The organism is Brevibacillus porteri (genome assembly GCF_003013475.1).
GTDB classification, from domain to species: domain Bacteria; phylum Bacillota; class Bacilli; order Brevibacillales; family Brevibacillaceae; genus Brevibacillus; species Brevibacillus porteri.
In genome coordinates this window covers 226330-239684 of sequence record NZ_PXZO01000002.1, presented here as the reverse complement: position 1 = coordinate 239684, position 13355 = coordinate 226330, and the positions used below count along the sequence as shown (strand labels likewise).

Annotated in this window: 9 protein-coding genes and 1 tRNA gene; 9 read left to right on the top strand and 1 reads right to left on the bottom strand. The window is 46.4% G+C overall.

All coding sequences use genetic code 11. The features are described from left to right. Positions 1–7: 7 nt before the first annotated feature. The 9 genes from fabD (at position 8) to C7R92_RS03250 (ending at position 12307) form a co-directional block, all read left to right on the top strand. Positions 8–1276 carry an ACP S-malonyltransferase gene (fabD, locus tag C7R92_RS03290; protein ID WP_106833239.1) on the top strand — a complete coding sequence of 423 codons (1269 nt, stop codon included), beginning with the start codon at positions 8–10 and terminating at the stop codon, positions 1274–1276. A gap of 41 nt (positions 1277–1317) precedes the next feature. Beyond that, positions 1318–4683 carry an edeine polyketide synthase EdeG gene (edeG, locus tag C7R92_RS03285; RefSeq protein WP_106833238.1) on the top strand — a complete coding sequence of 1122 codons (3366 nt, stop codon included), beginning with the start codon at positions 1318–1320 and terminating at the stop codon, positions 4681–4683. Positions 4684–4726: 43 nt separating this feature from the next. Next, complete coding sequence (locus tag C7R92_RS03280) at positions 4727–5770, top strand: BtrH N-terminal domain-containing protein (RefSeq protein WP_106833237.1); 1044 nt, start codon at positions 4727–4729, stop codon at positions 5768–5770. Positions 5771–5795: 25 nt separating this feature from the next. Then, positions 5796–6032 (top strand): phosphopantetheine-binding protein, encoded by a 237-nt coding sequence (locus C7R92_RS03275; protein WP_017249063.1) that lies wholly within the window; start codon positions 5796–5798, stop codon positions 6030–6032. 66 nt (positions 6033–6098) lie between these two features. After that, positions 6099–7067 carry a 2,3-diaminopropionate biosynthesis protein SbnA gene (gene sbnA / locus C7R92_RS03270; RefSeq protein ID WP_106833236.1) on the top strand — a complete coding sequence of 323 codons (969 nt, stop codon included), beginning with the start codon at positions 6099–6101 and terminating at the stop codon, positions 7065–7067. A gap of 46 nt (positions 7068–7113) precedes the next feature. Next, a complete protein-coding gene (gene sbnB, locus C7R92_RS03265; protein ID WP_069844806.1) occupies positions 7114–8082 on the top strand; it encodes a 2,3-diaminopropionate biosynthesis protein SbnB in 969 nt (322 codons plus the stop codon). 24 nt (positions 8083–8106) lie between these two features. Further along, a complete protein-coding gene (locus C7R92_RS03260; RefSeq protein ID WP_244195638.1) occupies positions 8107–8868 on the top strand; it encodes a ParB N-terminal domain-containing protein in 762 nt (253 codons plus the stop codon). Between the two features lie 154 nt (positions 8869–9022). Next, positions 9023–12082 (top strand): cyclic peptide edeine export ABC transporter EdeA, encoded by a 3060-nt coding sequence (gene edeA / locus C7R92_RS03255; protein WP_208636179.1) that lies wholly within the window; start codon positions 9023–9025, stop codon positions 12080–12082. 151 nt (positions 12083–12233) lie between these two features. Beyond that, positions 12234–12307: transfer RNA gene (locus C7R92_RS03250), tRNA-Gly, on the top strand. A 107-nt stretch (positions 12308–12414) separates the two neighbouring features. On the opposite strand, the gene C7R92_RS03245 is transcribed toward C7R92_RS03250, so the two are convergent. Further along, positions 12415–13173, bottom strand: a complete 759-nt coding sequence (locus C7R92_RS03245) for an alpha/beta fold hydrolase (protein ID WP_106833233.1) — start codon at positions 13171–13173, stop codon at positions 12415–12417. Positions 13174–13355 lie beyond the last annotated feature (182 nt).

Below are 13355 nucleotides of genomic sequence, written 5' to 3'. Positions count from 1 at the left end.
ATCAAAAATGGACAAAATCGCACTCTTATTCCCGGGACAAGGTTCGCAATATGTTGGAATGGGCCAAGCATTATGTGAGGCCCATCCCATTGCCGCTCGCACCTTTGAAGAAGCAAGTGATGCGCTTGAATTTAACCTGCAAACCCTTTGTTTTGCAGGGGATGTACAAGAACTGATCAAAACTGAGCATGCACAGCCAGCAATCCTGACGGCAAGTGTCGCAGCCTTCCGTGTTTATTCAGAGGAAATGAACATCGAACCGAAGTGGGTGGCTGGACACAGTCTGGGCGAGTTTACGGCCCTGACTTGTGCCGGTGCCATCCAGTTTGCAGATGCCGTCCGCCTTGTCTATCGCCGAGGTCAGTTCATGCAGGCGGCCACACCGCAGGGTGTCGGAGCGATGTCAGCAATCTTTGGGTTGAATGTTCAACTTGTCGAGGAGATTTGTCGGGAACATTCTCGTAACGATGCGATCGTCGTGGTCGCCAACCATAACTCCGCTGATCAAATCGTCATCTCCGGACATGCACATGCGGTGCGCCAAGTAGAAGAAGCGTGCAAGCAGCATGGATCGACTTCCGTAGTCAGCCTCAAGGTGAGTGCGCCTTTCCATTCGCCACTCATGGTGCAAGCAGCCGAACAATTACATGAAGAACTAAAGCGATACACGTATTGCGATCCCAAATGGCCTGTGATTTCCAATGTGACAGCACAACCCTATGTCCATGCTGATCAACTTGTCGATTTGCTTACAGCACAGACAACCAGCCCTGTTCGCTGGCAATCTACGATGGATTACTTGGTAAAACAGGGAGCGAATACCGTAATTGAGCTCGGCCCTAAAAATGTACTGACAAATTTGGCCAAAGGATATCCCCTTCGCGCCTTTGCCTTTGACAAGCAGGGGGAGATCAATCGTTATCAGCAAGAGCTTCAGGATGCCAAAGCGCGTAATCAAGCAGCAATTGCCCAACTGGTCGATTCTTGCATTGCGATTGCTGTTTGCACGAAAAATCGCGGTCTTGATGAAGAAGAGTACCAGCAAGGGGTGATCGCTCCCTATCAAGCGCTACAACAACTGAGACAACAGCTGGAACAAGGAGAAAAAGAGGGGGGCTATGGAGATGTACGCGAAGCTTTTTCTCTGCTTCGTTTGATCTTCCAAACAAAAAAAGCTCCTGACGCGGAACAAGCCATGCGCTTTGATCAGCTGACCAGCAAATCGGACTTGCAACAGCGATTTCCTGAGATCGGCAACGAATGGCAAGCTAGCTAAGCCAAACCAGGTGAGCAGAGGAACCAAGGAGGAAGAATGCAGTGAGCAAGCCATTAGGACTGAACCGAGTCAAATTGAATAAACAGCAGACGGATGCTCATTCAACAGACAGCAAACCCAATCCACACGATATTGCGGTGATTGGTGCTGCTTGCCGATTCGGAAGCGCAGAAAACCCGGCAGACTTTTGGCGTCTGTTGCAAGCTGGTCAAGATTGTGTACGAGAGCTTCCCAGAGAGCGCCAGAACGATTTGATTCCTTTGTTACTCGCCAAAGGCTTGACGATGGAACAAATTCAATTTCGAGAAGCTGCCTACCTGAATGAAATTGATAAATTCGATCCGCAATTCTTCGGTCTTTCTCCGAAGGAAGCCAGCCAGATGGACCCGAACCAGCGCTTATTTTTGCTGACATGCTGGGAGGCGATTGAGGACGCGGGGTATGGTGGAACGATGCTCGCTGGCAGCCGAACAGGTGTATATCTGGGGTTTAGCAGTGATTTTGGTGAAGAGTATAGACGAATGATTCGAGAGCTGGAACCAGATGCGCTGTCCACCTCAATCATTGGCAATATGAAATCGGTCATCGCTTCTCGCATCTCCTACCTGTTGGATCTCAAAGGTCCGAGCATGCTTGTGGATACGTCCTGCTCCTCATCGTTGATGGCCGTTCATCTGGCATGCCAAGCGATTCGTCGAGGAGAATGTGAGATGGCGCTGGCCGGCGGTGTCAAGCTCATCTTGCTGTCTTTACAAGATGGAAGCAATGATTTGGGAATATTATCGCAATCTGGGCGTACTCGCCCTTTTGACAATGATTCAGACGGTACAGGTGTCGGTGAAGGCGTTGGCGCCGTTTTGCTAAAACCGTTGGCAAAGGCTCTTGCAGACGGGGATTCGATTTATGCCGTGATCAAGGGAAGCGCCGCCAATCAAGACGGCCATTCTTTCGGGCTTACGGCGCCAAATTCATTGGCACAAGCCGAAGTGATTCAGCAGGCATGGAAAGACGCGCAGATTGACCCCGAAACCCTTTCCTATATCGAGGTGCACAGCATAGGCACCAAGCTGGGTGATCCTATGGAGATGGACGGGTTGGAGAGAGCGTTTCGCCCCTACACAAACCGTCGCCAATTTTGCGGGATCGGCTCGGTAAAGACGAACATCGGTCATACCGACCACGTAGCAGGTATGGCTGGTCTTTTCAAGGTGATCCTGTCTCTGAAACAAAAGCAGATACCTCCGCATTTGCACTTTCAGCGCGCGAATCGGATGATTCCTTTTGAACAATCTCCCATTTACATCCATGACACATTGACAGAGTGGGAACCAGAGCAAAGCGTGCGACGGGCTGGAATCAGTTCGTTTGGGATGAGTGGAACGAATGTGCACCTCGTAGTAGAGGAAGCATCATTCATTCAGCCTCTCAAGCAAGACGAAGGGTTTCAGGCAATCGCTTTATCCGCTAAAAGCAAGGAGAGCTTGCTCAACCTGTTGCTCCGCTTTCAGAAGTGGACCAGCAAGCCTGTGGAGGAACTGCCGACATTGGAAAGTCTCAGCTTTACGGCAAATACGGGCCGTAGTCACCACGGCTACCGCTTACTGCTGATTTGCAGGGACATGGATGATTTTTCGGCAAAAATCTCCAAGTTGTGCGCGAGCGACTGGACAACACTTTCTGAACCAGATATTTTCTTTGGCTGGCACAAGGTAATCTCGCAGGAAAAAGCGGATAGAGAGCCTGGGATACTGACTGAGGCAGAACAACAAGCGATGAATAAGGCAGCTAATGCACTTTTGCAAAAGCTTTTATTGGCACAGAGCAAAGAGTTATCTGATCTGAAAGAGCTCGGCGAATTGTATGTGAGTGGGGCAGATGTACGCTGGAGTGCCATGTATACGTTTAAAAAGCCACGCCGTGTGCACCTCCCTGTTTATCCGTTTGAGCGTAAGCGTTGTTGGCTGGACATCTCTTCCCTTCATTCTCTTGACAAGGATGCCGGGAGAGAAAAAGACAATGTTGCACCACAAAAATCTGGAGAAGCAAAGCTCCCAAACGTGGTGGTACGTGGGAGAAAACAGGATGCCTACACCGTTTTAGAGCAAGAGCTGGCGCACATTTGGGGATATGTTCTGGGGCTTGAAGAAGTAGATGTCCATGACAATTTTTACGAGCTGGGCGGGGACTCGATCATCGCGATTAGAATGATCAGCGAAATCTCAAAGCGGATGAACCGAGAAGTAGAAGTACAAGACCTTCTTACCCATTTGACGATTTCCGATTTTGCTGCCTATCTCGATGTGGCTGGGTATGAAGAAGAACAGGTTGCGAAAGCAGAGGAAGCTGCTACTGCAGTCCAAACGGTTCAACAACGAAACACAAAATCATTGCATGGTACGCAAATCAAACGCAGCTCATATGCCGATGTCAGTCATTTATCCTGGCGTCAATGGAATTGTTATGATCGCGGTCTCGCTTTATTAATGGAGGAGCAGGATGCCCATCTGATTCCGTATTTTAAGCTTTTTCTCGGGTTGAAGCGCGGCTATCAGCTTGATGCTGAGGGGTACCCCTATTCGTATCGGGAGCATGCTGAGGTTATGGGATATTTGTCGGATGAGGAGATGCTTTACAAATTTGGCTATCGAGTCAAACTCGTGCCTGTCGCTCGTCTGGATGAATTGCATGAGTCGATCATACACCAGTTGGATCAAGGCAAGCCCGTAATGGTTGCATTTGACGAGTACTACACCTTTTACACGCCGCAATACCAGAAGGAACATACCGATCATCTCACTGTTATCACTGGCTATGACCATGACAAGCAGGTTTATACGATCATCAATCACAATCATTTGACTCGAGGGCAAGCTCAACGAATCCAGTACGATAAATTTTCCACCACGTATCAAACGCTTGAGGAGATTTATGCGAATTTAGAGCCGCAATCACGGCTGATCATGGTGCTCGATCGCGTTACAGATGACGAAGCAATCTTGCGTACCAGCGCGGAACAGGAGTTGCTGTGTTTACTAAAAGCGGTCGAGAGTAAACAGCAAGTTGGCCGTGAGCTTACGCTGTTGCTGTCACTAACGGAGCAGCCAGACAACTATTTTCATGAAGCCAATTTAAACGAGCTCTACGTTCAATTAGGCGGGAAAGAACTGTGGATGGAAACATTAGTGGACTGGTACATACCACAGGCGGATCAGTCTGTACGCGAAATGGCGGAGGAGATTTTGCAGGCATCCAATCACGTGGTGAATCGCTATGCTCTTAGCTTATACAAAGAAAAAATGTTGAAGCGATCCGATATGGAAGCTGCTGTCGATAAGGTGAGGTCTCTCACTAGTCAATTTTTGCAACAAGTATTTGCCTTGCGAGAACGTGATTCGGATATCCGATAGTCGCATGTGTTTACCATTACGATAGACAGGAAGGAGAGTGCTCATGTCACTCACCGAGATTCAACCGAGCAAGCATCCGAACCTGGATTGCATCGGTGCTTCTATCTACACGGTTCTGAAATACCTGAACTTTTCCGCCTTGGAAACAGCATGGAAGCAGTGCGGTGCCATCTATCTTAAAACGCAGGATTCGCCTTATGGAGATATAAACGGTCAATACATGAGAACAGTCGATGAGTTGAAGTGGATTCACAATATCCGCGTAGAAGGACGGGCTGAACCGGAAGACGACCTATTTTTGGCAAATATACAAGATCGTTTGGAACGGGAGGTACCGACAATCGTCCTCTGCAATATGGCAGAACTCCCGTACAACCCTTATTATCAGGACCTGCCAGAAATGCATAGCATCATTGTCACAGGAAGAGAAGATAACCAGCTTCTGATCGTCGATGATTACTACCGCTACAAAGGACTGTTGCCCATCGAGCAATTTTTACAGGCTAGTAACTCTTCCTATCGGGATGCAGGTACAGGTGAATGGTATCCACTCCACAATCGTTCATTTGAATTGGTACTTTCCGATTCCCTGCATCCGACGCCCGATCAGTTGATAGAAGCAGTCAGGTGCAATCTCAGCGTACTAGAGGGTCGTTGCGAAGTAAGTCAAATCAAGCGGGACTTGGATGTACCCGACGATGTCAACGTCGAGGTTGGGTTGAAATCGCTTGATCCTTTTCTCAAAGACGTAGAGGCTTTTCTCGCTAGCGGAGTGGAGATTACAGACGATCATCTCGATATCCTTAACCACAGCTTGATCAGCATGGCCCAAACACGAGCGATGTACGCGAATGCCCTGCAGGTGATCAGTGAGAAGTACCAAAACTTCGGAGAACTTGCCGAGCAGTATCGCAGTATCGGGCATCAATGGAAAATTACGACCAATATGATTCTTAAGGCTTTTGACAGTAATCGCAGTGACATGGTTCATCGCGTTCTCCAAAAAATCAGCAGCATACAAACGCAGGAATATGAAGCGGTCGTTAAAACAAGAGAAGTACTGGAACGAGTTGGCGTTGTTGTATAAGCATCTACCACTTGGAGGGACTCCTATGGAAAGGGAAAACGAAGTATACGAGACGCTCCTCCGGTTGTTTTCTGAGTACGTGAACGAAAGCGGAGAACTTACGGAGTACATTGATTCATTGACCTTTATCAAGTCGGTCGTAAAGGTTGAAAAGGAGTTTGGCATTGAATTCGATGATGACATGCTCCATTTGGAAAACTTTCAAGATATGAAAACCTTGGCAGGTTACATCCAGCAAAAAATGGATGAAAAATCTGCCTGATCGAAGGGCCAATATGTATATAGTCGATCGGACGAAGACGGGAAAAATCGGGAGTGAGGGCTCAATATGCTAACAAAAATGATGGCCATAAGTCACATGATTGGCAAAACGCCTTTAAACAAACTTGAGCATGAGCACATCAATCTGTTTTGCAAACTGGAATACAACAACCTCATGGGAAGTGTAAAAGTGAGGCCGGCCTTTTACATATTACAGGAGGCGATCAAAAGAGGAGAGATCACGCAGGAAACTACTGTAATTGAATCTTCTTCGGGAAACTTTGCTATCGCATTGGCGACTTTGTGCAAGCGACTCGGAATTAAATTTATTCCAGTCATCGATCCAAACATCAATCCCGTCTACGAGAACTTGCTCAGGGCATTTTCCCATGAGGTCGTAAAAGTAACGGACCGTGACGAGACAGGAGGATTTCTCCTAACGCGCATCCAAACGGTCAATCGCCTGCTGAATGAGACGAATAACTCGTTTTGGACCAATCAGTACGGAAATCCGGATAGCGCCAGAGCCCATTACTACGGATTGGGAGCCGAGATCGCAGACAGCTTCGAGACATTGGACTATGCTTTTATCGGCGTTAGCTCTGGCGGCACGATTACTGGAATTTCGCAGCGATTGAAAGAACGTTTTCCAGACATCAAAATCATTGCTGTCGATACAGAAGGATCCGTTATCTTTGGACAAGAGCCGCAAAAACGATACATCCCGGGAATTGGATCGAGCATGCGGCCTGACATACTTAAGGCCGCGATTATTGATGAGGTCGTCCATGTTTCGGAGGAGGACACAGTCAAGGCTTGCTATCAGCTGTACGCTGAGCATGGCATTTTTGCTGGAGGATCTTCTGGAACTTCCTACTGGGCGATTGAAAAGTATTTCAAAGATCAAAAGCACGTAGTCAAGCCAAATGTTGTCTTTTTATGCCCTGACGGCGGTATGCCCTATGTCAATACCGTATACAACCAAGAATGGGTTCAGTGGTTGCACCAGCAAAAGCATTCTTTCGTTGGCAATTAAGCAGTGTCTAATCAAATCTACTACGATAAGCAGGGTGGGATGCACGGTGTTATATCTAAACACGAGTGATATCGAAAAGATCGGCAAGAATTGGAAGGAAACCATTGATGTAATTGAACATGCTGTGCATGCCTTACAAAAGGAAGATTATGCGCAGCCGATTAAACCTTATTTGCGATATCATGACATGTCAAACCGCATTATTGCCATGCCAGCATTTGTAGGCGGAGATACCTACATGGCGGGAATCAAGTGGATTGCCAGTTTCCCGAAAAACCTCCAAGAGGGTATCCAACGCGCGCATTCGATTACCATCCTGAACGAAGCCAGAACGGGTAAGCCTGTGGCAACGATTAATACGGCTCTGGTCAGCGGCATTCGAACTGCTTCTGTTTCCGGTCTTCTCCTCAAGCATTACGAACAAGTACGCCCCCTGCAAAATGTAACGGTCGGAATTATCGGATTTGGTCCGATTGGCAGACTTCATCTGCAAATGGTAACGGCCTTATTAGGAGAGAAGATCACCAAGGTGGTTCTCTATGACATTGCAGGTATCCAACAGGAGTATATTCCGGCTGAGATCAAAGAGAAAACGGTTATCGCGCAAACGTGGGAAGAAGCATATTGCGAAGCAGATGTGTTCATTACGTGCACGGTATCACCGCATGGTTTTATTGACAAGCAACCAAAACGTCATTCCTTGTTGTTAAATGTGTCGTTACGCGACTTTACACCAAAAATTCTCGACTATACCCGCTCCATTATCGTAGACGACTGGATCGAAGTTTGCCGTGAGAACACGGACATCGAGATCATGCATCTAGAGAGAGGGTTGCAAAAAGAAGATACCAAATCCATCACAGATATCGTCTGCCTTGACCAGATGAAAGACTTTCCACAAGATGAGCCCATCATGTTTAATCCGATGGGTATGGCGATTTTTGATATTGCCATTGCTGGCTACTATTACAAACAAGCACTCTCGCAGGGGATCGGAACTCACTTGCAAGACTAACTGGAGGTTACCATTTTGTACGATGTGCTGGCAAATCTAAAACTGGTAGAGTCATCTCGAATTTGTTTGCACGAGTCACATGAATACAAGCGACTACACAAGACCAGACAGATCATTGAGGAGGAAGGGATTTTGCGCCATCCTCCGCTGGCGATTCTCATGCAAAACGGCCAGTATTTGATCATTGATGGTGCACATCGGACCTTTGCTCTTCAAGCGCTTGGGTGCAAACATATCCCCTTACAGGTAGTGGAGCATGAGGATTTTCACTTGGATATGTGGGATCATATTGTGCCAGTCGCTACATGGTTGCAATCAGTGGAGCAAGATTCTGTGTTTCGATGGGAAACAGAGCGTTTACGAGAAACGCCTGTGGCAGAAATGAAGATAGGGAACAAGAAACGCTTCTATCTGTATCCAAATGAGAATCGGCACGATGATGAGTGGCGGATGACGCTATGGCGTCAATTAGTGGACAGTTACAACTATAGCCACCAGGTGCATCGTCTGCCCACAGGGATGCTCGAATGGCCGGAAACAGGAGCCGCCTTGATACGGTTCCCGCCAATCAGTCTGGCAGAATTGGAGCGTATCGTATCGGAAGGGCATGTTTTGCCTGCGGGTGTTACCCGTTTTGAAATAGATGGGCGTCTATTAAACTTGTGTATCCCGATTAGCCTATTGAAACAGGAGCAAATCGAGCTAGAACAGTGGGAGCGATTGGTTAAAAAATGGAGAGAAACCTTGCGCCTCTACTCGAAACCCGTGTATATGTGCGATGCGTAATAGGAAACCGTGGCGAGTTTGATTCGCCACGGTTTCTATCCAATCCCAATTACATCACGTACTGGTTGCGGTCTTTCCCACAGACGCAGTGCCTAAAAAGGAGTGGATCATTCTGCAAAAGATCATAGATGAGTCGAGACGAAAACTAGGATTCTTGCTTATGTGTCTGGTTCTCGTACTTTCCGGCAGTATGCCCGTGTACGCCGAAACGAGCGTTCGACAGGATACCGAAATCGCACCAGCAATCGAACAGCTAGTCAATAAAATCATGGAGTCGGAAAAAATCCCGGGTGCAGCTGTTGTGGTCGTCAAAGAGGGGAAAACCATTTACAAGCAATCGTTTGGTTTCTCTGACACCCAGAAGCAAGAGCGGGTTACTGCTGACACCTTGTTTGAAATCGGATCGAACTCCAAAGCCTTTACGGCGCTAGCCGTTCACCAGCTTGTCGAGCAAAAGCGACTTTCGCTGGACGATCCGGTTCAGAGCTATATCCCGTGGTTTCGCGTTACCTATAAAGGACAACAGGAACCGATCCTGATTAAGCATTTGCTGTATCATACCAGTGGGATTCCTTTTGAAAGCATTGGCTCCATCCCTATTTCTTCCAGTGAGAATGCAATCGAAGAAACCGTGCGAGCGATCAATCATACTGAACTGGTTCGCAAGCCGGGGACCGAGTATGAATACGCCACCATTAACTACGATATCCTGGGCTATGTGGTCGAGAAAGTTACCGGACAGGCCTATGAACAGTATGTGCAGCAACAAGTCATTGCTAAATTGGGACTAACCCATACCTTTTTGAAGGCACAGGCACCCGTGGCGGAGATGGCAAGAGGGCACAAAATCGAACTATTTTCCCCACGCGTGTATGATGCACCGGAATATCGTGGAAATACGCCAGCCGGATATGTCGTTTCCAATTTAAACGATATGGAACGATGGTTGCAGATTCAGTTGGGGTTAGAGGCATCTGCATTTCGTCCTGAGCTGGTGCGTGCTTCCCATCTTCCTGATCGTTCGGTAGCTCCTGCTGGAGATGGTTTTTCGTATGCATCAGGCTGGATGATTTATCAGGATGGTGGAGGGCAAATTTCGCATGGCGGCAATAACCCTGCATTTTCTTCGTACATGGTATTTCGTCCAGAGGAAAAGCTGGGCGCCGTCGTTTTGACCAATATCAACTCGTTGAACGCATCTGTTATCGCAGAGGGGGCCGTCAATCTCGTACTAGGCAAAGAAGCTCCCTTAGTCGTGTCTGACACCAATCTTCAAGCGGATCGTATGGCAAGCATTTCTCTCGTGATCCTTGGTATCCTTTTGTTGGTACTTGGTGGGGCGATCGTGCAGATTTTCGTGCAAGTCTATCGAGGCGAACGAAAACTCGCCGCGAATGCAGGGCGAATCTGTCTGGCATCCTTCGTTGCATTTGTTGTCATGGGAAGTGTTTTGACAGCCGCCTTATACTACTTGCCAGATGTTTTTTTTATGGGCTTACCATGGTCGTTCATCGAGGTTTGGCTTCCCATCACCATTTTTTACGCTATGTACGCATTGGTGGCAGGACTCGTTCTGTTTAATGTCTACATCACACTCACCCGCTTGTTCCCGAAATCGCAAGAAACATCCATGACCTCTATTGTCATACAGGGGCTGATCAGCGGATTTGGGAATGCGCTGATTATTTTTATGATCAATCTGGCGCTCACTTCTACAAATAAGTTTCATGCATCCATTTTCCTGTATTTTCTCCTGGGTATCTTGTTGTATATCGTCGGGGAGAAAATGATGCGTAGCCGATTGATTGTGATCACAAATGAAATCGTATACGAAAAAAGAATGGAACTGATCCGCAAAATTTTTCGGACCCCTTATCAAAAGTACGAGACACTTGATAACGGTGAAATATATGCGGGGTTAAATAATGATACGGAAACGATTAGTACGTTCGCCAATAGTGTCGTTGTGGCACTAACTAGTGCGGTTACACTCGTGTTTTGCTTCATTTATCTAGGCTCGCTGGATCTATACGGATTTTTGTTTTGTCTGGCTGTCATTTTTGTGGCGGTAGGCTTGTATACGCTGGCAGGTCGCTTTGCAAACAAAGTATGGGAGGAAACCAGAGACATCCAAAATGTGTTTTTCTCCTATATTACCGATATGATCGGGGGCTTCAAGGAGCTGTATCTAACGCAGGCGCAACGAAAAGAATTCGAAGAAGACATGGAAAGAAGCTGCTCTGACTATCGACATAAGAAATCAGCGGGCCAATTTAAATTTGTGAACGTGTATTTGATTGGGGAATTGCTATTCGTCGTGGTAATCGGTACGGTTGCCTTTTTATTCCCGGTTCTCTTCCCTTCCCTGCAAAAAGAAATGCTGATTAGTTATGTGTTTGTCTTCCTGTATATGACAGGGCCCGTTCACGGTATTTTGAATGCGGTACCGGAGCTGATTCGGATCAAGATCAGCTGGCAGAGATTGAACGCGCTGCTTGATTCGTTATCAGTGGAAACGAGAAGAGAAGAGGAAAGCTTGGCTGAGCGGAACACGCAAGACTTTGAGACATTTTCAACTGAACAGGTGCGTTTCCGATACAAAAACAAAGAGGGCGAAGAGTTTTCCGTAGGCCCGCTGGACTTCTCCTGCCGAAAAGGGGAAATCGTCTTCATTGTTGGTGGGAACGGTAGCGGGAAGTCAACGTTTGCCAAGCTGATTACCGGATTGTATGAGCAAGATGAGGGCGAGTTTTTCATGAACGGCCAAAAAGTGAACGCTGATCAACGCTGCGAATTCTTCTCCGCGATTTTCAGTGATTTCTATCTGTTTGAGAAGATGTATGGAATCGATTACCAAGCAAAGCAAGAAGAAGTGAGCAAACATTTAGAGGTGCTTCGCATCGCTGACAAAGTAGAAGTGGATGAAACGGGAACGTTTAGCACGACGAAGCTGTCTACGGGGCAGCGTAAGCGTCTTGCCTTAATGCTCAGTCTGGTCAGAGATCGGCCGATTTTCCTCTTTGACGAGTGGGCTGCTGACCAAGATCCAGAATATCGTCAATTCTTTTACGAATCCTTGCTGCCAGAAATGAAAAGACAGGGCAAATGTGTAATTGCGATCACACACGACGATCGCTACTTCCATCTTGCTGATCAGGTAGTGAAAATGGAGAGTGGGCGAATTATTTCGGAGCAAACACTTGCGCATGCCTGATGGCAAAGCATGCAGAGAAGACCGTACGGGGATGATACCCGGCGGTCTTTTCTTGCATGAGTGGCACGACTCCATTCGATTGGATATGCTAGACAAACAATTCAGACAGTTATATAATTGGAAGCAGTTGGAATGAATGCGATAACATCATGCGGGTGTAGTTCAATGGTAGAACTCCGGCTTCCCAAGCCTGCGGCGTGGGTTCGATTCCCATCACCCGCTCCATATGAAATGGTAGAAAAGCCTTTGCTTACAAAGGCTTTTCTTTTCTTGTTTGTTCAAATAAGTTTTAGACTGATCCGATCAAAGAAAACACTGATGAACGAATGACCTCAATTACTTTGAGCTTTACATAAAAGTAGCATGTCTTTAACGATATCGACTACAACATTGGGCTGATCAATATGAATTGCATGACCGGCATTTTTAACAATTATATGCTTACTACGGGTTGATAATTTAGTAAGCTCCTTATGTAATGCAATCCAAGCAGACATAGATTTAGGATTATGATGAGGTTGTAATGTACCTGATACGACAATGAGCGGCTTGTTACCAAGTGATTTAGATTTTCGAGCTTGATCAAAGCTTTCTTCAATTTCTTGAATAGAGCCTTCAAGAACAAACTGACTATAGTACTCTGCCTGAACTTCTTCCGAAAATAAAGGAACCATGATTCTATTTTGATCTTCATGACATGGATCTAATAAAATCACTCCGGCAACTTCTTCTGGATATGTACTTGCATATAGTCGAACATTCAATCCCCCAAAAGAGTGCCCGACCAAAACATAAGGGGGGGACACGTTTGCTTTCTGAAGTAAGCTTCTAAGATTCTCAATGATTTGCTGACTATGTCGAGGTCTCTCATCACTTTCACTTTCACCTATACCTGCTCTATCATAAATGAACATCCTTGTTTGGTTTGAAATTTCAGCACTAATGGAACTCCAGTAGTTTAATGTGCACCCATAACCAGAATCAAAAACCACCGTTGGAAAATCACTTATTTCACCATAATATTTAAAACATAGTTTAACTCCGCCTATGTCGAGTTTTTGACTCGTTTCATTTATTACCATGTCACTCATTTTATCTCCTCCAGATATTTTTCATTAGGTGAATTTCCATAAATAACTTAATATCCCCTTTTTTGTAAGTTTACTTTCATGAACAATGGACATGCCTTGCCCATTAGTTGAATAATTTACCATCAGTCTAGTACTTGATTTTCTAGTCTAAAACTTTATTTTCACGGAACAAGCGAAACTTT

Coding starts and splice junctions, on each gene's coding strand:
- fabD (WP_106833239.1), top strand. CDS start 8: ATGGACAAAATCGCACTCTTATTCCCGGGACAAGGTTCGCAATATGTT.
- C7R92_RS03280 (WP_106833237.1), top strand. CDS start 4,727: ATGTCACTCACCGAGATTCAACCGAGCAAGCATCCGAACCTGGATTGC.
- C7R92_RS03275 (WP_017249063.1), top strand. CDS start 5,796: ATGGAAAGGGAAAACGAAGTATACGAGACGCTCCTCCGGTTGTTTTCT.
- sbnA (WP_106833236.1), top strand. CDS start 6,099: ATGCTAACAAAAATGATGGCCATAAGTCACATGATTGGCAAAACGCCT.
- C7R92_RS03245 (WP_106833233.1), bottom strand. CDS start 13,173: ATGAGTGACATGGTAATAAATGAAACGAGTCAAAAACTCGACATAGGC.